20 protein-coding genes are annotated in these 25,023 nt (G+C 68.9%); 12 read left to right on the forward strand and 8 right to left on the reverse strand.

The annotated features are described in order from the left end of the window. Positions 1-8: 8 nt before the first annotated feature. Entirely contained in the window at positions 9-986 is a 978-nt protein-coding gene (locus AC07SQ_RS13190; RefSeq protein ID WP_095744259.1) for a GMP reductase, read from the reverse strand. A gap of 220 nt (positions 987-1,206) precedes the next feature. Then, positions 1,207-1,860, reverse strand: coding sequence for an OmpW/AlkL family protein (locus AC07SQ_RS13195; RefSeq protein ID WP_495270948.1), 654 nt, complete (start codon positions 1,858-1,860; stop codon positions 1,207-1,209). A 199-nt stretch (positions 1,861-2,059) separates the two neighbouring features. Here AC07SQ_RS13195 and AC07SQ_RS13200 point away from each other — a divergent pair, with 199 nt between their 5' ends. After that, positions 2,060-4,513, forward strand: a complete 2,454-nt coding sequence (locus AC07SQ_RS13200) for a UvrD-helicase domain-containing protein (protein WP_495270947.1) — start codon at positions 2,060-2,062, stop codon at positions 4,511-4,513. A 46-nt stretch (positions 4,514-4,559) separates the two neighbouring features. Here AC07SQ_RS13200 and AC07SQ_RS13205 read toward each other — a convergent pair whose 3' ends face one another. The 3 genes from AC07SQ_RS13205 to AC07SQ_RS13215 all read right to left on the reverse strand — a co-directional run bounded on the left by AC07SQ_RS13205 (position 4,560) and on the right by AC07SQ_RS13215 (position 7,059). Further along, the gene (locus AC07SQ_RS13205) at positions 4,560-5,390 is read right to left on the reverse strand and encodes a BPSS1780 family membrane protein (protein WP_062468943.1); all 831 of its coding nucleotides are present in this window, start codon (positions 5,388-5,390) and stop codon (positions 4,560-4,562) included. A gap of 171 nt (positions 5,391-5,561) precedes the next feature. Then, a complete protein-coding gene (locus tag AC07SQ_RS13210) occupies positions 5,562-6,611 on the reverse strand; it encodes a homoserine kinase (protein WP_495270946.1) in 1,050 nt (349 codons plus the stop codon). Between the two features lie 73 nt (positions 6,612-6,684). Next, positions 6,685-7,059, reverse strand: coding sequence for a hypothetical protein (locus tag AC07SQ_RS13215; protein ID WP_062468938.1), 375 nt, complete (start codon positions 7,057-7,059; stop codon positions 6,685-6,687). A gap of 97 nt (positions 7,060-7,156) precedes the next feature. Here AC07SQ_RS13215 and polA point away from each other — a divergent pair, with 97 nt between their 5' ends. The 6 genes from polA (at position 7,157) to AC07SQ_RS13245 (ending at position 16,514) form a co-directional block, all read left to right on the forward strand. Then, on the forward strand, positions 7,157-9,973 hold the full coding sequence (gene polA / locus AC07SQ_RS13220; RefSeq protein WP_495270945.1) for a DNA polymerase I: 2,817 nt from the start codon (positions 7,157-7,159) through the stop codon (positions 9,971-9,973). Positions 9,974-10,026: 53 nt separating this feature from the next. Continuing rightward, complete coding sequence (locus tag AC07SQ_RS13225; protein ID WP_095744265.1) at positions 10,027-11,313, forward strand: M20/M25/M40 family metallo-hydrolase; 1,287 nt, start codon at positions 10,027-10,029, stop codon at positions 11,311-11,313. Positions 11,314-11,335: 22 nt separating this feature from the next. Beyond that, positions 11,336-12,238: a LysR family transcriptional regulator gene (locus tag AC07SQ_RS13230; RefSeq protein WP_062468929.1), complete on the forward strand. Its 903-nt coding sequence runs from the start codon at positions 11,336-11,338 to the stop codon at positions 12,236-12,238. Positions 12,239-12,279: 41 nt separating this feature from the next. Then, positions 12,280-12,639 carry a hypothetical protein gene (locus tag AC07SQ_RS13235; protein ID WP_390345649.1) on the forward strand — a complete coding sequence of 120 codons (360 nt, stop codon included), beginning with the start codon at positions 12,280-12,282 and terminating at the stop codon, positions 12,637-12,639. Positions 12,640-12,756: 117 nt separating this feature from the next. Then, positions 12,757-14,922: a TonB-dependent receptor gene (locus AC07SQ_RS13240; RefSeq protein ID WP_495270944.1), complete on the forward strand. Its 2,166-nt coding sequence runs from the start codon at positions 12,757-12,759 to the stop codon at positions 14,920-14,922. A 17-nt stretch (positions 14,923-14,939) separates the two neighbouring features. After that, positions 14,940-16,514, forward strand: coding sequence for a PepSY domain-containing protein (locus AC07SQ_RS13245; protein WP_495270943.1), 1,575 nt, complete (start codon positions 14,940-14,942; stop codon positions 16,512-16,514). Here AC07SQ_RS13245 and AC07SQ_RS13250 read toward each other — a convergent pair. Next, the gene (locus AC07SQ_RS13250; RefSeq protein WP_495270942.1) at positions 16,447-17,673 is read right to left on the reverse strand and encodes a D-amino acid dehydrogenase; all 1,227 of its coding nucleotides are present in this window, start codon (positions 17,671-17,673) and stop codon (positions 16,447-16,449) included. The genes AC07SQ_RS13245 and AC07SQ_RS13250 overlap by 68 nt on opposite strands. Before the next feature lie 201 nt (positions 17,674-17,874). On the opposite strand from AC07SQ_RS13250, the gene AC07SQ_RS13255 reads away from it, so the two are divergent. The 5 genes from AC07SQ_RS13255 to AC07SQ_RS13275 all read left to right on the forward strand — a co-directional run bounded on the left by AC07SQ_RS13255 (position 17,875) and on the right by AC07SQ_RS13275 (position 21,923). Then, a complete protein-coding gene (locus AC07SQ_RS13255; RefSeq protein ID WP_062468917.1) occupies positions 17,875-18,765 on the forward strand; it encodes a transporter substrate-binding domain-containing protein in 891 nt (296 codons plus the stop codon). A gap of 22 nt (positions 18,766-18,787) precedes the next feature. Continuing rightward, a complete protein-coding gene (locus tag AC07SQ_RS13260; protein WP_307584776.1) occupies positions 18,788-19,528 on the forward strand; it encodes an aspartate/glutamate racemase family protein in 741 nt (246 codons plus the stop codon). 127 nt (positions 19,529-19,655) lie between these two features. Then, the gene (locus AC07SQ_RS13265; protein WP_495270941.1) at positions 19,656-20,555 is read left to right on the forward strand and encodes a dienelactone hydrolase family protein; all 900 of its coding nucleotides are present in this window, start codon (positions 19,656-19,658) and stop codon (positions 20,553-20,555) included. 112 nt (positions 20,556-20,667) lie between these two features. Continuing rightward, positions 20,668-21,573, forward strand: a complete 906-nt coding sequence (locus tag AC07SQ_RS13270) for a ZIP family metal transporter (protein ID WP_139701903.1) — start codon at positions 20,668-20,670, stop codon at positions 21,571-21,573. Positions 21,574-21,704: 131 nt separating this feature from the next. Beyond that, positions 21,705-21,923 (forward strand): hypothetical protein, encoded by a 219-nt coding sequence (locus AC07SQ_RS13275; protein ID WP_062468907.1) that lies wholly within the window; start codon positions 21,705-21,707, stop codon positions 21,921-21,923. Between the two features lie 19 nt (positions 21,924-21,942). Here the strand turns inward: AC07SQ_RS13275 and AC07SQ_RS13280 are convergent, their stop codons facing one another. Together AC07SQ_RS13280 and AC07SQ_RS13285 are read right to left on the reverse strand one after the other, a co-directional pair. Next, on the reverse strand, positions 21,943-23,328 hold the full coding sequence (locus AC07SQ_RS13280; RefSeq protein ID WP_495270940.1) for an amidase: 1,386 nt from the start codon (positions 23,326-23,328) through the stop codon (positions 21,943-21,945). A gap of 63 nt (positions 23,329-23,391) precedes the next feature. Next, on the reverse strand, positions 23,392-25,023 hold the full coding sequence (locus AC07SQ_RS13285; RefSeq protein ID WP_495270939.1) for a dipeptide ABC transporter ATP-binding protein: 1,632 nt from the start codon (positions 25,021-25,023) through the stop codon (positions 23,392-23,394).

Genomic DNA, 25,023 nt, shown 5'->3' on the forward strand with positions numbered 1-25,023 from the left:
CGTCGCGCTCACATCAGCAGGTGTTCGCCGGCGTTGTCGCCGCCCAGCGTGACGTAGTTGACCTTGCGGATGTCCATCAGCGTGCGGCCGCCCGCGTAGCTGATCGAGCTTTGCACGTCCTGCTCCATCTCGACCAGCGTGTCGGCCAGCTTGCCCTTGATGGGCTCGAGGATGCGCTTGCCTTCGACGTGCTTGTACTCGCCCTTGTTGAAGTCGCTGGCCGAGCCGTAGTACTCCTTGAAGAGCGTGCCGTCGACGTCGACCGTCTTGCCTGGCGATTCTTCGTGGCCCGCGAACAGCGAGCCGATCATGACCATCGACGCGCCGAAGCGGATGCTCTTGGCGATGTCGCCGTGGTCGCGGATGCCGCCGTCGGCAATGATCGGCTTGGTGGCCACGCGCGCGCACCACTTGAGCGCCGACAGCTGCCAGCCGCCCGTGCCGAAACCGGTCTTGAGCTTGGTGATGCAGACCTTGCCCGGGCCGATGCCGACCTTGGTGGCGTCGGCGCCCCAGTTCTCTAGGTCGATCACGGCTTCGGGCGTGCCGACGTTGCCGGCGATCACGAACGACTTGGGCAGCTTGGCCTTGAGGTAGCCGATCATGTTCTTCACGCTGTCGGCATGGCCGTGCGCGATGTCGATCGTGATGTATTCGGGCACGAGGCCTTGGGCCACCATCTGGTCGACCGTGTCGTAGTCGGGCTTCTTCACGCCCAGCGAGATCGAGGCGAACACGCCCTTGCCCTGCATGTCTTTCACGAACTGGATGTTGTCCAGGTCGAAGCGGTGCATCACGTAGAAGTAGCCGTTTTGTGCGAGCCACAGGCAGATCGACTCGTCGACCACCGTTTTCATGTTGGCAGGCACCACCGGCAGGCGGAAAGTGCGCTCGCCGAGCGTGACGCTGGCGTCGCATTCCGAGCGGCTTTCCACGCGGCATTTGCGCGGCAGCAGAAGGATGTTGTCGTAATCGAAGATTTGCATGACCAGGCTCCTGAAAGGAATCGTTGAGTGGAACGAATGAGCGCTTGGTCCGGCCGGTTCTCGTGGTCGCGTCATGAAAATGACGGCCAAAAAAAACCGGACGCAAGAAACTTGGGCCCGGTGATTGATTTTACGGCCATGGCGATGATGCGCAAGTTGCCGGGGCGTATTGACCCTATGGGTTGCTGCGTATACCCGACGACCATGGTGCGGCTCTTCCTCAGAACCGGTAGCCGATGCCCACGCCGAACAGCCACGGGTCGACCTTCACGGTCGAAAGCTGCACGCCATTCATGTTCACGGCGCTGCGGATGCGCAGCTTCTTCACGTCGAGGTTGAGGTAGGTGTTCTTCGCCACCTCGATGTCGACGCCGGCGCCCAGCGCGAGGCCGAAGCTTTCGTTCTGCAGCTGCAGGCGGCCCACCGTCGGCACCTGCAGGTTGACGCTGCTCAGGCGCGTGTAGTTCAGGCCCGCGCCGATGTAGGGCCGGATCTTCGCGGTCGGCATGAAGTGGTACTGCAGCATCAGCGAGGGCGGCAGGTGCTTGAAGGTGCCGATGTCCACGGGCCCGCCCAGCGCGCTGCGCTGCACGGTGACCGTCTGTTTCTGCGGTACCGTCAGCACCAGTTCGGCGGCGATGTTCGGCGTGAAGAAGTAGGTGACGTCGAGCTCGGGGATGGTCTTGCTGTTGACCGTGATGGCATCGGCCGGAATCGACAGGTCGGCCACCGGCGCCGAGTGGTTCGCCGGCTTCAGGTACACGGCGCGGGCGCGCACCAGCCAGTTGCCTTGTGCTTCCTGCGCCGCGGCCGGCAGGGCGGCCATGGCGCCGAGCAGGGCGGCGAGGCAGGCGGGGGCGAATTTCTTGGGCATGGGTTCTCCAGTGACGGCCGGCGCGCAGGGCCGGCAACTGGAAGGCAGTCTCCCGTCCGACAGCGCCGTGCCGCTTGATCTGCCGCAAGCGCGGCGGGCCGGCGCATGCCCGCGGGCCCGGCCTTGATCCAGGTCATGCCCGCAGGGGCAAGCGCGTCCGCCGGGGCCCGGGGCGGGGCAGCTTTCTACAATGGCACCCATGCTCCCTCACGACCTGTTTTCCGGCGCGTCCGCAGCCGATACGGGCGGCCCTGCCTCGCCGTTGCTGAACAACCTCAACGCCGAGCAGCTTGCTGCCGTCACGCTGCCCGCGGGCAATGCCCTCATCCTTGCCGGTGCCGGCTCCGGCAAGACGCGGGTGCTCACCACCCGCATCGCCTGGCTGCTGCAGACGGGGCAGGTGTCCGCCGGCGGCATCCTGGCCGTCACCTTCACCAACAAGGCCGCCAAGGAAATGATGACGCGGCTGACCGCGATGCTGCCGGTGAACGTGCGCGGCATGTGGATCGGCACCTTCCACGGCCTGTGCAACCGCCTGCTGCGCGCGCACTGGAAGCTGGCCAATCTGCCCTCGACCTTCCAGATCCTCGACACACAAGACCAGCTCTCGGCCATCAAGCGCCTGATGAAGCAGTTCAACGTCGACGACGAGCGCTTTCCGGCCAAGCAGACCCAGTGGTTCATCGCCGGCGCCAAGGAAGACGGCCTGCGCCCCGGCGACATCGAGGCCCGCAGCGACGACGACCGCAAGAAGGTCGAGCTCTATCAGCTGTACGAAGAGCAGTGCCAGCGCGAAGGCGTGGTCGACTTCGGCGAGCTGATGCTGCGCAGCTACGAGCTGCTGCGCGACAACGAGCCCGTGCGCGAGCACTATCAGCGGCGCTTCCGCCACATCCTGGTCGACGAGTTCCAGGACACCAACCGCCTGCAGTACGCATGGCTGAAGATGCTCGCGGGCCACACGGCGATCGGCGGCCACTTCACGCCGGGCGAGCACAACAGCGTGATCGCCGTGGGCGACGACGACCAGAGCATCTACGCCTTCCGCGGCGCGCGCGTGGGCAACATGACCGACTTCGTGCGCGAGTTCGACGTGCGCCGCCAGATCGTCCTGGAGCAGAACTACCGCAGCTACAGCAACATCCTCGATTCGGCCAACGAGCTCATCAGCCACAACAAGAAGCGCCTGGGCAAGAACCTGCGCACCGATCAGGGGCCGGGCGAGCCTGTGCGCGTGTACGAATCGCCCACCGACCTCGCCGAGGCGCAGTGGATGGTCGAGGAAATGCGCCAGCTGGCGCGCGACGGCTTCGATCGCAAGGAAATGGCCGTGCTCTACCGCAGCAATGCGCAAAGCCGGGTGATCGAAACGGCGCTGTTCAATGCTTCGGTGCCGTACCGCGTGTACGGCGGCCTGCGCTTCTTCGAGCGCGCCGAAATCAAGCACGCGCTGGCCTACCTGCGCCTGCTCGAGAACAAGGACGACGACACCAGCTTCCTGCGCGTCGTCAACTTCCCGCCGCGCGGCATCGGTGCGCGCACGCTCGAAAGCCTGCAGGACGCGGCGCGCGCCGCCGGGCGTTCGCTGCACGACGCGGTGAGCGCGGTCGGCGGCAAGGCCGGCTCGAACCTCACGGCTTTCGTCGCCAAGATCGACGTGCTGCGCGAGCAGACCCAGGGTGTGAGCCTGCGCGAGATCATTGAGCTGGTGCTCGACCACAGCGGCCTCGTCGAACACTACAAGGCCGACCGCGAAGGCGCCGACCGCATCGAGAACTTGGACGAACTCGTGAACGCGGCCGAAAGCTTCGTCACGCAGGAAGGCTTCGGTCGCGACGCCGTGGCGCTGCCGGTCGACGAGCTGCGCCAGTCGCCAGCCAGCCAGGGGCTCGACCCCAGCCGGCCGGTGCTCGACGAGCCGCTGGCGCCCGACGCCGAAACCGGCGAAACGCTGAGCCCGCTTGCGGCCTTCCTGACGCACGCGGCGCTCGAGTCGGGCGACAACCAGGCGCAGGCCGGGCAGGACGCGGTGCAGCTCATGACCGTGCACGCCGCCAAGGGCCTGGAGTTCGACTGCGTGTTCATCACCGGCATGGAAGAGGGCCTGTTCCCGCACGAGAACTCGATGAGCGATTTCGAGAGCCTCGAGGAAGAACGCCGCCTGATGTATGTGGCAATCACGCGCGCACGCAAGCGCCTGTACCTGAGCCATTCGCAGACGCGCATGCTGCACGGCCAGACCCGCTACAACGTCAAGAGTCGCTTCTTCGACGAGCTGCCGGAAGGCGCGCTCAAGTGGCTCACGCCGAAGAACCAGGGCTTTGCGCCCTCGGCCTTTGGCTACGGCGGCGGCTACGGCAGCACGCGCGGCGGTGCCGGTGGCTACGGCGGTGGGGGAGGCGGCGGCAACCGCTACGGTGGAGGCGGTGGCAGCGCGAGCAAGGACACCTTCGCCAGCCCGCCCGTGCCACCGCAGAAGACCGCGCCGTCGCACGGCCTGCGTTCAGGCATGCAGGTGTTCCACAACAAGTTCGGCGAGGGCACGGTGACCGCGCTCGAAGGCACCGGCGATGATGCGCGGGCGCAGGTGAAGTTCGCGCGCCACGGCGTGAAGTGGCTGGCGCTGTCGGTGGCGAAGCTCACGCCGGTCTGAGTCCGGCGGTCCCGCTTGCCCGAAAGGGCAGCGGGCGATGCCGACTTCAGTTCGCGTCGAAGCTGTCCCGGAACGTGAACCAGGTCGAGGCCAGCGACATGGCCGCCAGCACCAGCGCCGTGCCGATCATCAGGATGTTGCCGATCGCCAGCGCCGCGCCGTCGGAGCCCATGGCGCCGACGCCGATCAGCACGGTGGCGAGCAGGCCGATGGCGATGCCCGCGAGCATGAACACGCCGAACCACGCCAGGCCGAACAGCGCGTAGGCGCCGAAGTTGCGGAACAGCGCGACGATGCTGAAGAAGACGCTCTTCACCGGCTCCACGCGGTGCCAGTGCACCAGCGCGGGCGCATGCCACATGGCCAGCGACAGCGGCAGGTTCAAGCACATCAGCAGCGTGCGCGCCGTGAGGAACTCGCTGCTCTTCATGACCTCGGGCGTCACCGCCTCGTCGAACAGGTAGGCGCGCATGAGCTGGCCGCCGTCGACCAGTGCCGTCAGCGTGACGGCCAGCACGAAGTACACGGCCGAGATCACGCCCAGCACCACCAGCGAGCGCCATTCGGTACGCATGGCGTCGAACACCGCGATGAACATGGCCGAGCCCGTGGGGCGGCCCAGGTCGCCCGCGTTGCCCAGGCCGTCGGCGTTGTCGGTTGCTGCCACCGAGGTCGCGACCATCAGGCCGAGCGTCATGAAGGGCAACAGGATCGGCGCGAGCACGCTGCCGAGCAGCGGCAGCATCGACACCGTCGAGATCATCGCCATCAGCAGGAAGAACAGCGAGATGAAGGCCAGCGGCTGGCGCCAGAAGGTCTTGAGTCCGAGGCGGACCCAGTCGAAGCCGGTGCGCGCCGGCACGAGGTGGAGTTTCATGTGGGGGGTCAGAAGGTGTGAATGAATCCGGCGTGGCCGAGCAGGCCGCCCAGACGCGCCCAATCAAGGCGCAAAGCGCAGCCATAGCTTGGGCTATGGCGAGCATTTGCAACGCAGAGTGGGTGTGTCTGGGCGGGATGAGCGGGCATGGCGGGTTCGGTCACACCTTCTTTAGGCTGCCAGCGCCGGCTCGAGGACGTGGGCGATGGCGTGCGGGTGGGTGGCGCGCTCGCGCAGCACGCGCTCGAAGTGCGTCGGGTCGTGGGGCTTGAGCATGCTGGCCTCGCGCGGCAGGTGGAAGTCCCACAGGCGCGAGATCCAGAAGCGCAGCGCGGCGGCGCGCAGCATCGCGGGCAGCAGGGCGCGCTCGGAGGCGTTCAGCCTGCGCACGCTCTCATACGCGGCGAGCAGGGCGTCGGCGCGGGCGGCGTCGTGCCGGCCGCTGGCCAGGTCGATGGCCCAGTCGTTCAGGCACACGGCCAGGTCGAACAGCCAGGTGTCGGTGCCGGCGAAGTAGAAGTCGAACACGCCCGTGAGGCGCGGCGGCACGTCGGGCTCGCCGCCAGTCGCGAACATCACGTTGTCGCGGAACATGTCGGCATGCACCGGGCCGCGCGGCAGCGCCGCGTAGGCCGACGATTCGGCGACATGGTTCTGGTAGGCCAGCTCGGCGCGCAGCAGCGCAGCTTGCGCCTCGTCCATGTAGGGCAGCACCACCGGGGCGGTCTCGTTCCACCAGGGCAGGCCGCGCAGGTTGGGCTGGATGCGCGGGTAGTCGCGCCCGGCCAGGTGCATGCGGGCCAGCATGGCGCCCAGTTCGCCGCAGTGGGCGGCGGTGGGGGCCAACTCGCTGCGGCCCGAGAGCTTCTGCACCAGCGCCGCGGGCTTGCCGGCCACGCGGTGCAGCAACTCGCAGGGTGCCTGCGCGGGGATCGACAGCGCATGGCCGGTCGGCGGCGCCACGGCCGGGTCGGCGACGGGCGCGGGCACCGGCAGGCCGGCACCGGCCAGGTGCTTCATGAGGCAAAGGTAGTACGGCAGCTGCTCGGCGCTCAGGCGCTCGAACAGCGTCAGCACGAACTCGCCCGACTCGGTGGTGGCGAAGTAGTTGGTGTTCTCGATGCCGCCCTCGATGCCGCGCAACTCGCGCAGGGCGCCCATGCCAAGGCGCTGGACGAGCGCGTCTGCCTCGCCGAACTGGACTTCGGTAAAAACTGCCATGGCGATGCTCAGCGCCGGACGGCGGCTGCGGGAGAAAAGAGGGAGGGCGGGAAGGAGAACGACAGCGTCACGGTCAGAACTTCAGCACGTTCCAGACACGCGGGCCGTTGCCGCCGCTGTTCGCGTCGCCAGTCGTGCCGGGGCGGGCGCTGCCGCCGTCGTTGGGCAGCACTTCGTAACCGGGCATGTTCGACTTGGGCTTGACGTTGATGCTCTGCGTGCGGCCGCCGTAGCGCACCTCGTCGACCGAGGCGCCGCTGTCTTCCGTGTGGATGTGCTCGACCTTCTGGTTGCGCCGGCCGTCGGCCTGCTCCTGATTTTGTAGCGGTTCCGCCGGAGCCGGCTTGGCGGCGGGCGCGGCCGGCGCCTGCGCGAGGGCGGCAACGGGGGTGGCGAAAGCCAGCGCCAGCAGGATGCGGCGGGCGACCAGGAGTGGGGAGCTAGGCATGCACGGATTGTAGGCGTGCACCCGCTGGCGGCGTGTCGGCCGCCAGCCGACCCTGGTGTCGTTCCGGACGCCGGCCCGGGCACGGCAAAATGACCCGATGACCGACAAGAAAACGCTGCTGCTCGTCGATGGCTCGAGCTACCTGTACCGGGCCTTCCACGCGATGCCCGATCTGCGCGCCGTGCCCGGCGACCCCAAGAGCCCGGCCACCGGGGCGATCCGGGGCATGATCAACATGATGACCGCGCTGCGCCGCGAGGTGCGCGCCGACTACGCGGCCTGCATCTTCGACGCCCCCGGCAAGACCTTCCGCGACGACTGGTACCCCGAGTACAAGGCCAACCGCTCGCCGATGCCCGACGACCTGCGCAGCCAGATCGACCCCATCCACGAAGTGGTCAGGCTGCTCGGTTGGCCGGTGATTACCGTGCCCGAGGTCGAGGCTGACGACGTGATCGGCACGCTCGCCAAGGTGGCGGCCGCGCAGGGCGTCGAGGTGATCGTCTCCAGCGGTGACAAGGACCTGAGCCAGCTGGTCGACGAGCACATCACCATCATCGACACGATGAACGGCAAGAAGCGCGACATCGCCGGCGTGACGGCCGAGTTCGGCGTGCCGCCCAGCCTCATGGTCGACTACCAGACGCTCATCGGCGACACGGTCGACAACGTGCCCGGCGTGCCCAAGGTCGGCCCCAAGACAGCGGCCAAATGGCTGCTCGAATACGGCTCGCTCGATGCGCTGGTCGAACGCGCCGCCGAAGTGAAGGGCGCCGCCGGCGAGAACCTGCGCCAGGCGCTCGACAAGCTGCCGCTGAGCCGCCGCCTCGTCACCATCCGCACCGACTGCGACCTGAACGGCTTTGTCGAAGGCCTGCCCTCGCTCGAAGGCCTGCCCGTTGGTGCGCCGCAGACGGCCGAGCTGAAGCCCTTCTACGAGAAGTTCGGTTTCAAGAGCCTCGTCAAGTCGCTCGAAGCCCAAGAGGTGCCGCCCGAGCTGATCGAAGAGAACGCGAAGAAGAAGGCCGCCCCCAAGGCCGACCGCGACCAGGGCGGCCTGTTCGACGAGCCCTCCGAGCTGGACGCGCAAGAGGCCGCCGCGCCCGCGAGCAACCTCAAGTACGACACGATCATGGAGTGGGCGCAGTTCGACGCCTGGCTCGCCAAGCTCGAGGCCGCCGAACTCACGGCCATCGACACCGAGACCACCTCGCTCGACGAAATGGTCGCGCAGATCGTGGGCATCAGCTTCAGCGTCACGCCGGGCGAAGCGGCCTACATTCCGCTCACGCACAACTACCCCGACGCGCCCGCGCAGCTGCCCATCGACGAGGTGCTCGCCAGGCTCAAGCCCTGGCTCGAGAACGCCGACAAGAAGAAGCTCGGCCAGCACATCAAGTACGACCGCCACGTGTTCGCCAACCACGGCATCGAGGTGCAGGGCTACGCGCACGACACCATGCTGCAAAGCTATGTGCTCGAAGTGAACAAGCCGCACGGCCTGTCGTCCCTGGCCGAGCGCCATCTGGGGCGCAGCGGCATCTCGTACGAAGACCTGTGCGGCAAGGGCGCGCACCAGATTCCGTTCAGCCAGGTCGACATCGCCAAGGCCGCCGAGTACTCGTGCGAAGACAGCGACCAGACGCTCGACGTGCACCACGCGCTGTGGCCCCTGCTGCAGAAGGAAGAAAAGCTGGCCTACATCTACCAGCTCGAAATGGATTCGAGCGAGGCGCTGTACCGCATCGAGCGCAACGGCGTGCTGATCGACGCGCCCACGCTGGCCGCGCAGAGCCACGACCTGGGCACGCGCATCATGGCGCTGGAGCAGGAGGCCTACGACATCGCGGGGCAGCCCTTCAACCTCGGTTCGCCCAAGCAGATCGGCGAAATCTTCTTCACCAAGCTGGGCCTGCCCGTGGTCAAGAAGACGCCGAGCGGCGCGCCCAGCACCGACGAAGAAGTGCTCGAGAAGCTGGCCGAAGACTATCCGCTGCCCGCCAAGATCCTCGAGCACCGTGGCCTCTCGAAGCTCAAGGGCACCTACACCGACAAGCTCGGCCAGCTGGCCAACCCGCGCACCGGCCGCGTGCACACGCACTATGCGCAGGCCGTGGCCGTCACGGGCCGCCTGAGCAGCAACGACCCCAACCTGCAGAACATCCCGATCCGCACGCCCGAAGGCCGGCGCGTGCGCGAGGCCTTCGTGGCACCGGCAGGCAGCGTGATCGCCAGCGCCGACTACTCGCAGATCGAGCTGCGCATCATGGCCCACATCAGCGGCGACGAGTCGCTGCTGCGCGCCTTCACCGACGGCGTCGACGTGCACCGCGCCACAGCCGCCGAGGTGTTCGGCACCACGCCCGACCAGGTGTCCAGCGAGCAGCGCCGCTACGCCAAGGTCATCAACTTCGGGCTCATCTACGGCATGAGCAGCTTCGGCCTGGCGAAGAACCTGGGCATCGAGACCAAGGCCGCGGCCTCGTACATCGATCGCTACTTTGCGCGCTACCCGGGCGTGAAGACCTACATGGACCAGATCGTGGAGTTCGCGCGCGACAAGGGCTATGTCGAGACCGTGTTCGGCCGGCGCCTCTACCTGAGCGAGATCAACGGCGGCAACGGCCCCCGCAAGAAGGCGGCCGAGCGCCAGGCCATCAACGCGCCGATGCAGGGCACGGCGGCCGACCTCATCAAGCTCAGCATGGTCAAGGTACAGAACGTGCTTGACGAAGAAAAGCGTGCCACCAAGATGATCATGCAGGTGCACGACGAACTGGTGTTCGAAGTGCCCGAGGCTGAGGTCGAATGGGTGCGCACCGAAATCCCGCGCCTGATGGCCGGCGTGGCGGCGCTCAAGGTGCCGCTGCTCGCCGAGATCGGCGTCGGTCCCAACTGGGACAAGGCCCACTGATCCTCCTTCGCACGACCCCCAAGAGACAAACGACAGAAAGAAGAAACACGCCCATGAAACTCCAGCCCCGCACCTTCCTGCTCGCCGCCGTCTGCGCGGCCTTCCTCGGCACCGCTTCCGCTGCCCCTGATGCCCGCATCGCCGCGCTCGCCGCCAAGGAAAAGCCCGCCCTGCTCGAGACGCTGAAGGAGCTGGTCTCCATCGAGTCGGGCAGCCGCGACATCGAAGGCCTCGAGAAGATCTCCGATCTCATCGCCGCCAAGTTCAAGGCGCTGGGCGGTGAGGTCGAGCTCATCGACCCGAGCGCCGACGCCTACCGCATGGAAGACACGCCCGAAAAAATCGGCCGCGTGGTGCGCGCCACCTTCAAGGGCACGGGCACCAAGAAGATCATGCTCATCGCGCACATGGACACGGTCTACACCGTGGGCATGCTCAACAAGCAGCCGTTCCGCGTCGACGGCGACAAGGCCTACGGCCTGGGCATCGCCGACGACAAGCAGGGCGTGGCCGTCATCACACACCTGGTGTCGATGTTGCAGGCGCTGAAGTTCAAGGACTACGGCACGCTCACCGTGCTGATCAACGGCGACGAGGAAATCAGCTCGCCCGGTTCGCGCGCATTGCTCACCAAGCTCGGCGGCGAGCACGATGCCGTGCTGTCGTTCGAGGGCGCCTCCATCAAGGACGACAAGCTCTCGCTGGCCACCGCGGGCATCGCCTCGGTCACGCTGAACGTGGCGGGCAAGGCCTCGCACGCGGGCTCCGCGCCCGAGCTGGGCGTGAACGCGCTGTACGAGCTGTCGCACCAGATCCTGCAGATGCGCGACCTGTCCGACCCGTCCACGGGCCTGAAGATGAACTGGACCATCTCCAAGTCGGGCACCAACCGCAACGTGATCCCGGCCAGCGCCACGGCGGGCGCCGACGTGCGCGTGCTCAAGGTGGCCGACTACGACCGCATCGAGCAGCAGGTGAACGAGCGCGTGAAGAAGCAACTGGTGCCCGAGGCCAAGGTCGAGTTGAAGTTCGAACGCCGCCGTCCGCCGCTCGAGGCCACCGACGCGTCGCGCGCGCTGGCCAAGCACGCGCAGGCCATCTACAAGGACGAGCTGGGCCGCCCGCTGGGCGCCGACGACAAGGCCGCCGGTGGCGGCACCGACGCGGCGTTCGCCTCGCTCAAGACCAAGGCGCCGGTCATCGAGCGCTTCGGCCTGCAAGGCTTCGGCGCGCACACGGCCGACGCCGAGTACGTGCTGATCGATTCGATCGAGCCGCGCCTGTACCTGGGCGTGCGCATGGTGATGGACATCGCCACCGGCAAGACCACCGTTCGCTGACCGCCACCGACCGCTGTCGGCCATGCGGCTGCGCCACATCGAGGTCTTCAACGCGATCATGCTCGCGGGCAGCGTGAGCGCGGCCGCGCGGCTCATCAACATCACGCAGCCGGCCGTGAGCCGCACGCTGCAGCATGCCGAGCTGCAGCTGGGCTTTCCGCTGTTCCAGCGCGCCAAGGGGCGGCTCACGCCGACCACCGAGGCGCTCACGCTGTACCCGCACATCGAGCGGCTGTTCGCGCAGCTCGACGAGGTGCAGCGGCTGGCGGCGAACCTGCGCGCGGGCAATGACACGGGCGAGCTGCGCATCCTCAGCGTGCTCGCGCTGAGCTACGAAATCCTGCCGCGCGCGCTCAAGGCCTTCCGCGAGATGCATCCGGGCTACGCGATCACGGTCGAGTCGCTGCACTCGCCGCAGATCATGTCGGCGCTGCTCTTGCAAGAGGCCGACGTGGGCTTCGCCTTCAGCCCCGCGGTACACCCCTCGCTCACGCAGGAGACGCTGGCCGACAGCCGCATGGTGTGCGTGGCGCCCAAGGGCATGCTGCCGCGCGCGCTGGTGCGCAACGGCTCGGTGGCGCTGCACGACCTCATCGACCGCCCGGTGATCGGCCTGGACGGCCGCGACCCGGTCGGCACCAGCCTGAGCCAGGCCTGCCGGCAGGCGGGCGTGGGCTTCCAGCAGGCCGTCGTCACGGTGCAGACCTACCACGCGGCGCTGGCCATGGCGCACCACGGGCTGGGCGTGGCGCTGGTCGACGGCTGCACGGCGCGCTCGGCCGACCGTGCCAAGGTCGACGTGCTGACGCTGGAGCCGCACATTCCGGTGCCGGTGCGCGCGCTGCGCTTCGCGGGCCGGCCCGATTCGGTGGCGGTGCGCGGCATCACGCGCTGCATGCGCGAAGCGATCGAGCAGACCGCCTGAGAAAGATGCGGGGCATTCGCCTCGCGCCATAATCCGCGCCCATGCACGCCCTTCGAACCTTCTGCGCAATGCACCGTCTGGTGCTGGCGTGGTTCATGGCGTCGCTGCTGATTGCGGGCGCGTCGCCGCTCGTGAACCCGCAGGCGATGGAGCTGGTGTGTTCCGCCGCCGGCACCGTCAAGCTCATCGTGCAGGGCGACGACGGCGCCACCGAAGTCGGCATGGCGGCCATGGACTGCCCGCTGTGCATGGTCTCCGGGCCGCCGCCTGCCGCCGTGCAGGTGACGCTGCCCACGCCGCTGCCGCTGGGCCGCGCGCTGCAATCGATTCCTGCTGCCCGCCTCGCGGCAGCCACGGCCTCGCCGCTGCCGGCGCGCGGGCCGCCCACGCATCTCTCCTGAGCTTCGTCGTTCCTGCACCTGACGCCGCCTGAACGGGCCGCGCGGTGCGTTCCCGGTCGTTGTGCGGCCGGCGCTGCGCTTCATTGTTTTCGCCAGCGCCGTCGCAAGAGAGATGCCATGCCCACCCTTTCCCGTGCCCCCGCTTTGGGGCTGCTTGCCTTGTTCGGCGCCGTCAGTTCGCCTGTCCAAGCCCAGACCACCGTGTCGTCGCTGCCCCCGATCGAGGTGGCCGACGACGCCCCGCGCCCCAACGGCCGGCTCGACCTCGACACGCCCGCCGACACCGCGAGCCGCCTGGGCCTCACGCCGCGCGAGACGCCCGCTTCCGTCACGGTGGTGAACCGCGCGGTGCTCGATGCGCGTGGCGCGCAGAACACGCAGGAGGCGCTGCGCGCCGTGCCCGGCGTGACCGCGCACGACGCACCCGGCAACGTCGGCGTGAGCTACCGGGGCTTCGGCAGCGGCTCGATCGCGCAGCTGTTCAACGGCATCAACCTGCAGTACTCGATCGCGGCGCGCCCGGTCGACAGCTGGATCTACGACCGCGTCGAAGCCATCGGCGGCCCGTCGAGCTTTCTGTTCGGCTCGGGTGCGCTGGGCGGCTCGATCAACTACATCACCAAGGCGCCCGAGCGCAGCGACTTCGCCGAAGCGCAGCTGCGCCTGGGCACGCAGAACCTGAAAGAGGCCTCCTTCGGCCTGAACCGCCGCATCGCCGGCGACGGCGGCGCGGGCAGCCACTACGCGCGCATCGACGTGAACCACCGCGACGCCCACGGCTGGACCGACGGCACCAAAAGCAAGTCGACACAGCTCGCGGCCTCGCTGCTGTCGGACTTCGGCGGCGGCCTGAAGCACACGCTGGCCTACGAGTACCAGGACGAGGACGTCACGCGGCCCTACTGGGGCACGCCGGTGCTGAACCCGGCGGGCGGCGAGATGCGCATCGACCGCGGCACGCGCTTCAAGAACTACAACAGCGCCGACGGCCTCTACGCGCAGCGCGTGCAGTGGCTGCGCTCGGTCACCGAATGGCAGGCCAGCGACGCGCTGCAGTTCAAGAACACCTTCTACGCCTACGACGCGCTGCGCGACTACCGCAACGTCGAGAACTACCGCTACAACGCGCGCAACACGGCCGTCATCCGCTCGGGCGCCTTGCTGCAGCGGCACGACCAGGACGTGTGGGGCAACCGCGTCGAGGGTCTCTACAAGGGGCAGCTCGGCGGGCTGAAGAGCGACTGGTCCTTCGGGCTGGACTTCAGCGTGAACCGGCAGACGCGCTTTCCCAACAGCCTGCCCGGTACCGTGAGCACGGTGAACCCGTACGTCTTTGCCACCGAGCGCTTCTTCGACGTGCCGGGCATGACGCCCGGTTTCCGTCCCGACCGCGACAACAAGGTGCGGACCACCGCGGTGTATTTGGAGAACCGCACCGCGCTGCAGCCGTCGCTGCACCTCGTGACGGCGCTGCGCCACGAGCGCATCGACCTCGACCTGGTCAACCGCCGCACCGTGGACGCGGCGAACCCGGCCACCTTCCATCGTGGCTACAAGCCCACCACCGGCCGCATCGGACTGGTGTGGGACTTCGCGCCCGGCGCCAACCTGTACGCGCAGTACGCCACCGCGGCCGATCCGCCGTCGGGTGTGCTCTCGACCGCGTCGTTCGCCGACGTGCGCAACAACAGCGAGCTCACCACCGGCCGGCAGGTCGAGGTTGGCACCAAGCTCGACTTCTGGCAGGGCAAGGGCACGGCCACGCTCGCGGCCTACAGCATCCGCCGCACCAACATCGCGACGCAGGACCCGGCCAACAGCGCGCTCACGGTGCTGGTCGGCGAGCAGTCGTCCAAGGGCGTGGAGCTGGCGCTCGGGCTGCAGCCCACGCCGCAGTGGTCGCTGCAGGGCAACCTCACCTACGTCGATGCGCGCTACGAGCAGTTCCGCCAGGGCGGCGTGTCGCTCGCGGGCCGCACGCCGACCAACACGCCGGCGGTGGTCGCGAACCTCTGGGTGTCGTACGCCATCACGCCGCGCCTGCAGGCCACGGCAGGCGTGCGGCATGTGGGCAAGGTGTACGCCGATGCGGCCAACACGATGCACTGGCCCGGCTACACGCTGCTCGACCTCGGGCTGAGCTGGCAGGTGAACCGCAACGTCACGCTGGTGGGGCGCGTGCGCAACGCGACCGACCGCGTGTACGCCGCGAACGTCGGCGCCGGCTTCGCCTACCTCGGCGCGCCGCGCACGGCCGATGTGTCGGTGCGCGTGAGCTTCTGAATCGAAGGAGCGCCGCCATGCATGCCAAACGCTGGTTGTTCCTGATCCACCGCTGGCTCGGCGTGGTCGTCTGCGCCTTCTTCGCGATGTGGTTCGTCTCGGGCGTGGTGATGATGTACGTGGGCTACCCCAAGCTCACCGAGGCCGAGCGTCTGCAGCACCTGCCGCCGCTCGATGCGAAGGCGCCCTTGCTGGGGCCGCGGCAGGCGCTCGATGCGGCCGGTATCGCGGGGCCGTTGCAGGACCTGCGACTCGCCGTGGCCAGCGGCGGGCAGTCGGTGTACCTCGCGGTGCCGGCGAGCGCGGCAGAACCCGGTGCGCGCCGATCACCGCCGGGGCGCGGCGTGGTCGTCGTCGATGCGCAGACCGGCGCCGTGCTGCGCCAGGTCGACCGCGCCCGCGCACTCGTGAGCGCGCAGGCCTATGGGGGCGAGGCCGCGGTGCTCAGGTACCGGGGCACCATCGACGAAGACGCCTTCACCCATTCGCGCGGGCTCGACGCGCACCGCCCGCTGCATGTGGTCGACCTGGCCGATGCACAGGCCACGCGGCTGTACATCTCGGGCCGGACCGGCGAGGTGGTGCGCGATGCACCGCGTGCCGAGCGGCTGTGGAACTACGCCGGTGCATGGATTCACTGGCTCTACCCTCTGCGCGGCACGGGCCTGGACCGCTACTGGGCCGACATCGTCAACTGGTTGTCGATCGTCGGCATCGCCGTCACGCTCACCGGCACCGTGGTGGGCGTGATGCGCTGGCGCTTCCGGCGCACCTACAAGAGCGGCTCGCACTCGCCATACCAGGGCTTCATGATGCGTTGGCATCACATCAGCGGGCTGCTGTTCGCGCTCGTCACGCTGACGTGGATCTTCAGCGGGCTGATGTCGATGAACCCTTGGCGCGTGTTCGACAGCGGCGCGCCGGCATTGCGCATGGCGGTGATGCAGGGCGGGCCGCTCGTTGTAGGCATGGGCGAGGCGACGCCCGCTGCATTGCTGGCTTCCACGCGTGGCGACATCCGCGAACTGCGCTGGGTGCGTGCGGCAGGGCAGACGCTGGTGCTGGCCAGCACCGCCAGCGGCCGGCCGTTGGTGCGCGACGCGGCCAGCGCGCAGCCGCGGCAGATCGACCCCGCGGCGCTGCGCACCGCCGTCGCGCAACTGCTGCCCGATCCGGTCGCGCGCATCGACGTGCTCACCGCCTACGACAGCCACTACTACACGCGCGAAGCGCACACCATGACCGGCGGCAGCGAGAAGCCGCTGCCCGTCTGGCGCGTGGTGTTCGCCGACACGCACGCCACCTGGGTCCACGTCGATCCGCAGACCGGCTCCGTGCTCGGTCGCAGCGACAGCACGCGCCGGTGGAGCCGCTGGCTGTTCGCGATGCTGCACAGCTGGGACTGGCTGCCGCTGCTCGCGCACCGCCCGCTGTGGGACGTGCTGCTGGTCGCGCTCAGCGCGGGCGGTGCGCTGCTGAGCCTGACCGGCGTGGTGATCGGCTGGCGGCGCCTGGGCCGCAAGCTCAAGCGTGCGGCGGGGCCGCGTCCAGCGCCTGCGCGATCCGCTGCGCCGAGCCGAAGGCCAGCGTGAAACCCAGCGCGCCGTGGCCGGTGTTGAACAGCATGTTCGACGGCGCGTGCGGCAGCCGCCCGATGATCGGCAGGCCCTTCGGCGTGGCCGGGCGCATGCCGGTCCAGGGGTGCAGCTCGGCCAGCCGGCTGGCGCGCGGGAACACGGCGCGCGTGGCGTCGGCCAGTGTCTCGATGCGCGTGGCGGGAATGCTCGCGTCGTGCCCCACGAGCTCGGCCATGCCGGCCACGCGCAGGCGCGAGCCGATGCGCGCGAAGACGACCTTGCGCGCGCTGTCGGTCACGTTCACGCGCGGCGCCGCACCGGGGGCGGGGTCGACGTCGACCGTGATGCTGTAGCCCTTGAGCGGGTACACCGGCAGGTAGGCGCCGAGCGCGCGACCGAGCTTGTGCGAGGCCGAGCCCAGCGCCATCACGAAGGCATCGGCTTCGATGTCGCCTTCACTGGTCTGCACGGCGGCGACACGGCCCTCGCTGCGCGCAAAGCCGTGCACGTCGGCACCGAGCATGAAGCGCACGCCGCGCGCGCTCAGTGCGCGCATCAGCTCGGCGCACACCTTGAGGCAGTCGGCCGCGCACTCGCTTGGCGTGTGGACCGCACCCGCCATCTGGCCGCGGTAGTCCGCGAGCGCAGGCTCGATGGCCACGCACTCGTCGGGCGTGACGATGCGCTGCTCGCTGCCCAGGGTGCGCTGCAGCGCGACCTGTGCGCTCGCCCCTTCGAGCGACGCCGCGCTGGCGTAGAGCACCAGCTTGCCCGTGGCGGAGAAATCGCAATCGGGTGCGATGTCGGCCTGCATGGCCTCGAAGCCGGTGCGGCTCGCGGCCGCCAGCGCAAGCAGCTGCGCGGTGGTGTCGCGCGAGGTCGCGGCGTTGCACGCGGCCAGGAAGGCCAGGCCCCAGCGCCATTGCAGCGGGTCGAGCTGCGGGCGCAGCTTCAGCGGCGAGGTGGGGGAGAACAGCAGCTTGGGCAGCTGCGTCCAGATCGACGGATCGGCCAGCGGCTGCACGTACGAGTAGCTCAGCTGCGCGCCGTTGCCGCCGCTGGCGCCCGCGCCGGGCGCCGCGCGGTCGATCACCGTGACCTGGTGGCCCTGGCGCTCGAGTTGCCAGGCGGTCGCCAGGCCCACGATGCCGGCGCCGAGCACGCACACATGCATGGAGGCAACTTTCCGGAAGTGAAGAAGAAAGGGAACAGAAGAGACAGCGTGCGACTGTAGAGGCCCCTCGCCGTGCCCGGAAATGCCAAAAGAACCCAGCCCATAACCTTTGGGCATGACCCCGGGGTTAATTGGAATTGTCCCGATGTGTCACTCCTTCTTACACTGGCTGTCTGTTCAATCCAACCGATGAAGGCTCGAATGAAACTCTCCGTTTTGATGGCGTCCCTGGCTGCCGCGGTCCTCTTCACTGCACCGGCCGCGCAGGCTGCCGACACGCTCGCCAAGATCGCCGAGTCAGGCAAGATCTCGCTCGCCTACCGCGAGTCGTCGGTGCCCTTCAGCTACCTGGACGGCCCCAACAAGCCGATCGGGTTCTCGGTGGAACTCTCCAACGCCGTGGTCGAGGCGGTGAAGAAGAAGCTGAACAAGCCCAACCTGCAGGTCTCGCTGATGGCGGTCACTTCGCAGAACCGCATCCCGCTGATCACCAACGGCACCATCGACCTGGAGTGCGGCTCCACCACCAACAACACCGCGCGCGGCAAGGACGTGGCCTTTGCGGTGAACCACTTCTACACGGGCACGCGCCTCTTGACGAAGAAGTCCTCCAAGATCAAGGACTACGCCGACCTCGCGAAGAAGACCGTGGCCAGCACCACCGGCACCACCAACGCGCTGGTCATGCGCAAGTACAACACCGAGAAGAACCTCGACATGAACATCGTGCTCGGCAAGGACCACGCCGACGCGTTCCTGCTGGTCGAGAGCGACCGCGCCGTGGCCTTCGCCATGGACGACATCCTGCTGTTCGGCCTCATCGCCAACTCGAAGAACCCGGCCGACTACGAAGTGGTGGGCGAGTCGCTGCAGGTCGAGCCCTATGCCTGCATGCTGCCCAAGGACGACCCGGCCTTCAAGAAGCTGGTGGACGACACCTTCACCGCGATGATGAAGAGCGGCGAGTTCGAGAAGCTCTACACCAAGTGGTTCATGCAGCCGATCCCGCCGAAGAACGTGCCGCTGAACCTGCCGATGAGCGACCAGCTCAAAGAAAACCTGAAGGCCTTCAGCGACAAGCCGGCCACCTGATCGAAGGCAAGAGAGAAAAGACATGGTCGCAGCCACACAGGTCGTCGGCATCCTCGGGGGCATGGGCCCCGCGGCGGGCGCCGACTTCGTCCGGCTCTTCGTGCAGGCCTGCGCGCAGCAGATGCGTGCACGCGGCGAGCCGGTGCGCGACCAGTCCTTTCCCGAACACTGGCTGGCGCAGGTGCCGGTGCCCGACCGCACCGGCGCGCTGGCCTCCGATGCGCAGGGCGCGCACCAGCCGCTCGAACCGATGCTGCAGGCGCTGGGCCGGCTGGCCGCGCTGGGCAGCCGCGCCGTGGCCATCGCCTGCAACACCGCGCATGCGTGGCACGCCAACCTGCAGGAGCGCTTTCCGCAGGTCGAGCTGCTGCACATGGCGCGCGAAACCGCGCAGCACCTGGCCGCGCAGGGCGCGAGCGAAGTGGCGCTGATGGCCACCGAAGGCACCTACCGCGTGCGGCTGTACGAGCAGGCGCTGGCCGAGGCCGGCCTGGGCTGCCATGTGCCGTCGGCCGACGAGCGCCAGACCATCATGCGCGGCATCTTCGACGGCGTGAAGGCCGGCAACCTGCCGCTGGCCGAACGCTGCTTCTCCGAGGTCGCGCTGCGGTTGGCCGAACGGCACGGCCCGGTCACGATCATCATGGGCTGCACCGAGGTGCCGCTGGGCCTGCAGGGCTCGGCCGCGGTGGCGGGGCTGCGCCTCGTCGATCCGGCGCAGGTGCTGGCCGAGGCGCTGGCACGGCGGGCCTACGGCACCTGACCTCAGCCCGAAGCGGCCCGGCTGCTTTACGGTCCGGTCACACGGCCCGGCCCGATTTCGCCTACATTGCGGCGTGCGTTTTTCTACGCCACACCCCCTTGTCAGACGATTCAACCGGAGCCCTTGCATGACCTCCTTCGACGACAACCGTTCCGAATTCGATTCGCTGCGCCCCGGCGACAGCACCGAGCAGGGGGCCACGCGCCGCACCGCGCTCAAGGCCGCCCTCGGTGTCGGCTACGCCGCCGCCGTGCTGCCGGTGGCCGCGCAGACGGCCATCACCACCCCGGCCGACGGCCTGAAGGCCGGCCCCATCAAGTACACCGTCAACGGCTTCGGGGTGCCTGCCTATGCCGCGGCGCCGGCTGGCAAGACCGGGCTGCCCGTGGTGCTGGTGATCCAGGAAATCTTCGGCGTGCACGAGTACATCGCCGACACCTGCCGCCGCTTCGCCGAGCTGGGCTACCTGGCCATCGCGCCCGAGCTGTACGCGCGCCAGGGCGATCCGCGCGGCTACACCGACATTCCCAAGCTGCAGGCCGACATCGTCACCAAGGTGCCCGACGCGCAGGTCATGGCCGACCTCGACGGCGCGCTGGCCTGGGCCAAGGCCAACGGCGGCGACACCGGCAAGGCCGGCATCACCGGCTTCTGCTGGGGCGGGCGCATCGTGTGGCTGTATGCGGCCAGCGGCAAGGTCAAGGCCGGCGTGGCCTGGTACGGCCGGCTGGTGGGGCAGGCCAGCGAACTGCAGCCGAAACACCCCGTCGACATCGCCGCCAGCCTGCAGGCGCCGGTGCTCGGCCTGTACGGCGGAAAAGACCAGGGCATCCCCCTTGACACGGTTGATAAGATGAAAGCTGCTCTGGCCGGTGGGACTCCGGCGGCCAAGGCATCGAGCTTCGTCGTGTACCCCGAAGCAGGCCACGCGTTCCACGCCGACTACCGCCCCAGCTACCTCAAGAGCGCCGCGGAAGACGGCTGGCAGCGTGCCACGGCCTGGTTCAAAGCCAATGGTGTCGCCTGACCGAAGACGGCGCCCGTAGCCACCCGCCGCCGAAGGCCGTCCGAAGTGACGGCCTTTCTCTTTTTATGAACGGAACAAGGCCGTACCGGCCGTCCCTCTTGCGCAAGCAGCTATGAATTTGATAGTAATTCTCGTGGCGACCCTGGTCGCCGGCATCGGAAGCGTCTGGCTCGCGGCCCTGCTGCTGCGCGTGGGCGTGCGCAGCGGCGGCGGCGGCGTGAACCCGCAGCACCTGCTGAGCCTGGCGGCCGGCGCACTGCTGGCCACCGCCTTCATGCACCTGCTGCCCGAGGCCTTCGAAAGCCGCATCGAACCCGCGCTGCTGTTCGCGGTGCTGCTGTTCGGGCTGGTGTTCTTCTTCCTGCTCGACAAGGCCGAGCTGTGGCACCACGGGCATGAGCACCACCATGGCGATGCCGCACCGGCGAAAGAGGGCGCGCACGACCACCACGGCCATGATCATCACGACCATTCGCACGCTCATCACCACCACGCACCCCCCACGGGCGGCGGCGGCTGGGCCGTGCTCACCGGCGACAGCGTGCACTGCTTTGGCGACGGCATCCTGATCGCCTCGGCCTTCGTGGCCGACATCCGCCTGGGCCTCGTGGCCGCGCTGGCCGTGCTCGCGCACGAAGTGCCGCACCACATCGGCGACCTCGTCGTGCTGCGCCAGAGCTCGGCCAATTCGCGCGCGGCGCTGGTGAAGGTGTCGCTCGCGGGCACGATGACCATGCTCGGCGGCATCGCGGGCTGGTGGCTGGTCGACCAGCTGCATGGCTGGCTGCCGTACTTCCTGGTGCTGGCGGGCAGCAGCTTCGTCTACGTGGCGCTGGCCGACCTGATCCCGCAGCTGCAAAAGCGCCTGCCCGCGCGCCAGACCGCGGCACAGATCGCGTGGCTCGCAGCGGGCATCCTGCTGGTCACGCTCGTGAGCCGGCTCGCGCACGGCGAGCATGGCCATGAACACGGCCACGATGAAGGGCACGGCGAGCACGGCCACGTCCACAAGGACTGACGACGGCACGCGCCTGCAGCCTGCGGTGACGGGAAACTTTCCGACACCGACGTCAGCCCGTCGATCCACCGCAAGGGGCAAAACAGGCGCACCATAGAGGGCCGTTCACCCATCTGCCGAGGAATTCGATCATGACGCCCCAAGCCGATGCCACCGCGCGCTCCGCCTCGTCGTCCGAAGACGACGATGACGACAGCACGCCTGCCGACGACTTCGATGAACTCGAAGCCGATGCGTCCGACGACCTGTCGGACGAAACGGGCATCGACCTCACCGATGCCAGCGAGCTCGATGCCGACAACGTGCCGGCCGACGAAGAGTTCGACCGCGTGATGAACGCGCCGGACTGATTCGCCTGACCCAGCCCGGTCAGGCCGGTTCAGGCCAGCGCGCCTGCGCCGGACGCACCGATTCGTAGAAGCGCGCCATCTGCAGCACGCCCAGGTCGTCGAAGCGGCGTCCCGCGATCTGCAGGCCGATCGGCAGGCCATTTTTCGCATGGCCGCAGTTGATCGACGCGGCCGGCTGTTCCGACTGGTTGAACACCGACGTGAAGTGCGAGTCCTTCAGCAGGTTTTCAGAGCCGCTGTTGATCGCGTCCGCCGCGAACGGCAACACCGGCGACACAGGCGACAGCACGTAGTCGAAGGGCCGCGTGGCCGCCACGGTGGCCGCGCGCAAGGCCTGCATGCGCGTGAAGGCGCGGAAGGTGTCTTCGGGCGTGAGCGAGGCCGCGAACTCCGCCGCCTGGTGGATGTAGCCGGCCGCGAGCTTTGCGCGCTCCGGCGGCATCGCGGCCAGGTCGACGCGGCAGCGCATGGTGAAGAAGTGGGCCATGCCCATGCGCATGTCCAGCGTGGTCCAGTCGGCCAGCGGCTCGACGATGGCGCCGGCCTGCTCGAACAGGCGGGCCGCGGCCAGCACGGCCTCCTTCACTTCCGCATCGATGGGCCAGCCGCCCATGGTCTCGGTCCACAAGCCGATGCGCAGGCCCTTCACGTTGCGCTCAAGGCGCTGCCATGCGAAGTCGTTCGGCGGCAGGCTCATGTAGTCGCGCGCGTCGGGGCGTGTCACCACCTGCATAAGCAGCGCGGCGTCGGCCACGGTGCGCGTCATGGGGCCGATCACGCGCGCCGCGGCGGGCGGGTCGACCGGGATGCGGCCCTGGCTGGGCTTGAGGCCGAACACGCCGCAGAAGCTGGCCGGAATGCGCACCGAGCCGCCGATGTCGGTGCCCAGGTGCAGCGGGCCGTAGCCCGCGGCAGCGGCGGCGCCGGCGCCCGAGCTCGAGCCGCCGGTGTTGCGCCCCAGGTCCCACGGGTTGCGCGTGAGCGCGTGGAAGCTCGACGGCGCCGCGCCGAGAAAGCCGAAGTCGGGCATCGTCGTCTTGGTCACGATCACCGCGCCGGCTTCGCGCAGGCGTGCGGCGGCGGGGGCGTCGGCTGCGGCGGGCGCCAGCACGGTGGCGGCGCTGCCGATGGGCGTGGGCGTGCCGCGCGTGGCGATGTTCTCCTTGAGCGTGACCGGCACGCCGTCGAGATCGCCCTGCGGCTTGCCCTGCGCCCAGCGTGCCTCGGAGGCGCGCGCCGATGCCAGCGCGGCTTCGGCGTCCAGCCCGTAGGTGGCGTGGATGTGCGGCTCCCAGCGCTCGATGCGCGCGAGCACGGCCTGCGTCACCTCGACCGGCGACAAGGCGCGGTCACGGTAGCGTTCGAGCAACTGGAGGGCACTGAGTTCGTACAGGGGTGTGGTCATGTCTTCGTTTCTTCTTGGGGTGGAGGGATGAAGGTGGGTTGAAAGAGAGGAAGAGGACGGCGCTCAGCCGCCTCCGAACGCATAGCCCTGGCCCGGCGCCGCGGCCAGCAGCGTGCGCGTGTAGGCCTCGCGCGGCGACAGCAGCACGTCGTGCGCGCTGCCTTGCTCGACGATGCGGCCCTTGTGCATCACGATCAGGCGGTCGCAGATCTGGCTGGCCACGCGCAGGTCGTGGGTGATGAACAGGATGCCGATCGACAGCCGCTGCTGGATCTCCGCGAGCAGCTTCAATATCTGGTCCTGCACCGACACGTCGAGCGCCGACACGGCCTCGTCGGCGATCAGCACGCGCGGCTCGCAGGCCAGCGCGCGCGCAATGCACAGCCGCTGGCGCTGGCCGCCCGAGAACTCGCTCGGGTAGCGGTGCAGCACCTCGGGCTGCAGCCGCACCAGCGCCATCAGCTCCTCGGCGCGCTGCCAGGCCCGGGCGTGCGGCACGCCGAAATTCACCGGCCCCTCGACGATCGACTGGCCCACCGTGCGGCGCGGGTTGAGCGAGCGGTTCGGGTCCTGGAACACGACCTGCACCATGCGCCGGAACGCCGAGCGCTGCGCGCCGCGCGAGCCCTCGATGCCCGGCACGCGGATGTCGCCGTCGGTGGGTTCGATCAGCCGCGCGATGCAGCGCGCCACGGTCGACTTGCCCGAGCCCGATTCGCCCACGATGCCGACCGTCTCGCCCGCATGCAGCTTCAGCGACACGTCGGCCGCCGCATGCACCGTGCGGCGCTTGCCGGGCCAGCTGCCCGTGCGGTAGACCTTGCCCACGCCGCGCGCATCGAGCAGCGGCGCCTGGGCGTCGATGGGCGCGCGCAGCACGGGCGCCAGCCGCGGCACGGCGTCGAGCAGCATGCGCGTGTAGGCCTCCTTCGGGCGGCGCAGCACCTCGTCCTTCGGGCCGCTCTCGACCTGCCGGCCCAGCTGCAGCACCACCACCTGGTCGGCGATGTCGGCCACCACGCCGAAGTCGTGCGTGATGAACAGCACGGCGGTGCCGTTCTCCTGCTGCATCTCGCGGATGAGCGCGAGGATCTCGGCCTGCGTGGTCACGTCGAGCGCGGTGGTGGGCTCGTCGCAGATCAGCAGGGCCGGGCGCAGGATCAGCGCGATGGCGATCACGATGCGCTGGCGCTGCCCGCCCGAGAGCTGGTGCGGGTAGGCGTCGTAGATGCGCTGGGGCTCGGGCAGCCGCACGCGCTCGAAGATGGCCAGCACGCGCTCGCGGCGCGCGGCGGCGCCCAGCGTCGTGTGTTCGGCCAGGATCTCGTCGACCTGCGCGCCGCAGCGCATCACCGGGTTGAGCGCGGTCATCGGCTCCTGGAACACCATCGCCATGCGCGCGCCGCGCAGGGCGCGCAGCCGCGCCGGGCTGGCCGCGAGCACGTCTTCGCCCTGCACCTCGATGCGCCCGGCCGAGGGACGCAGCGACGCGGGCAGCAGGCCCATCGCGGCCTGCGCGATGACCGACTTGCCGGAGCCCGATTCGCCCAGCAGGCACACGACCTGGCCGGGCATCACGTCGAACGAGATGCCGTGCACCGCGTGCGCGCGGTCGGCGCCGGCGGGCAGGTCGATGGCGAGGTCGCGCACCACGAGGCAGGGCGCGGCAGACGTTGTGGAAGGGGTGGATGTCAT

Source organism: Variovorax sp. GW821-FHT06D12, from assembly GCF_059419205.1.

What these genes read in the sequence shown, in the direction of transcription:
- AC07SQ_RS13190 (WP_095744259.1), bottom strand. Translation starts at nt 986, where the DNA reads ATGCAAATCTTCGATTACGACAACATCCTTCTGCTGCCGCGCAAATGC.
- AC07SQ_RS13200 (WP_495270947.1), top strand. Translation starts at nt 2,060, where the DNA reads ATGCTCCCTCACGACCTGTTTTCCGGCGCGTCCGCAGCCGATACGGGC.
- AC07SQ_RS13260 (WP_307584776.1), top strand. Translation starts at nt 18,788, where the DNA reads ATGGTCGCAGCCACACAGGTCGTCGGCATCCTCGGGGGCATGGGCCCC.
- AC07SQ_RS13265 (WP_495270941.1), top strand. Translation starts at nt 19,656, where the DNA reads ATGACCTCCTTCGACGACAACCGTTCCGAATTCGATTCGCTGCGCCCC.
- AC07SQ_RS13250 (WP_495270942.1), bottom strand. Translation starts at nt 17,673, where the DNA reads ATGCATGTGTGCGTGCTCGGCGCCGGCATCGTGGGCCTGGCGACCGCC.
- AC07SQ_RS13270 (WP_139701903.1), top strand. Translation starts at nt 20,668, where the DNA reads ATGAATTTGATAGTAATTCTCGTGGCGACCCTGGTCGCCGGCATCGGA.
- AC07SQ_RS13215 (WP_062468938.1), bottom strand. Translation starts at nt 7,059, where the DNA reads ATGCCTAGCTCCCCACTCCTGGTCGCCCGCCGCATCCTGCTGGCGCTG.
- AC07SQ_RS13235 (WP_390345649.1), top strand. Translation starts at nt 12,280, where the DNA reads ATGCACGCCCTTCGAACCTTCTGCGCAATGCACCGTCTGGTGCTGGCG.
- AC07SQ_RS13285 (WP_495270939.1), bottom strand. Translation starts at nt 25,023, where the DNA reads ATGACATCCACCCCTTCCACAACGTCTGCCGCGCCCTGCCTCGTGGTG.
- polA (WP_495270945.1), top strand. Translation starts at nt 7,157, where the DNA reads ATGACCGACAAGAAAACGCTGCTGCTCGTCGATGGCTCGAGCTACCTG.
- AC07SQ_RS13240 (WP_495270944.1), top strand. Translation starts at nt 12,757, where the DNA reads ATGCCCACCCTTTCCCGTGCCCCCGCTTTGGGGCTGCTTGCCTTGTTC.
- AC07SQ_RS13230 (WP_062468929.1), top strand. Translation starts at nt 11,336, where the DNA reads ATGCGGCTGCGCCACATCGAGGTCTTCAACGCGATCATGCTCGCGGGC.
- AC07SQ_RS13195 (WP_495270948.1), bottom strand. Translation starts at nt 1,860, where the DNA reads ATGCCCAAGAAATTCGCCCCCGCCTGCCTCGCCGCCCTGCTCGGCGCC.
- AC07SQ_RS13210 (WP_495270946.1), bottom strand. Translation starts at nt 6,611, where the DNA reads ATGGCAGTTTTTACCGAAGTCCAGTTCGGCGAGGCAGACGCGCTCGTC.
- AC07SQ_RS13255 (WP_062468917.1), top strand. Translation starts at nt 17,875, where the DNA reads ATGAAACTCTCCGTTTTGATGGCGTCCCTGGCTGCCGCGGTCCTCTTC.
- AC07SQ_RS13225 (WP_095744265.1), top strand. Translation starts at nt 10,027, where the DNA reads ATGAAACTCCAGCCCCGCACCTTCCTGCTCGCCGCCGTCTGCGCGGCC.
- AC07SQ_RS13245 (WP_495270943.1), top strand. Translation starts at nt 14,940, where the DNA reads ATGCATGCCAAACGCTGGTTGTTCCTGATCCACCGCTGGCTCGGCGTG.
- AC07SQ_RS13205 (WP_062468943.1), bottom strand. Translation starts at nt 5,390, where the DNA reads ATGAAACTCCACCTCGTGCCGGCGCGCACCGGCTTCGACTGGGTCCGC.
- AC07SQ_RS13275 (WP_062468907.1), top strand. Translation starts at nt 21,705, where the DNA reads ATGACGCCCCAAGCCGATGCCACCGCGCGCTCCGCCTCGTCGTCCGAA.
- AC07SQ_RS13280 (WP_495270940.1), bottom strand. Translation starts at nt 23,328, where the DNA reads ATGACCACACCCCTGTACGAACTCAGTGCCCTCCAGTTGCTCGAACGC.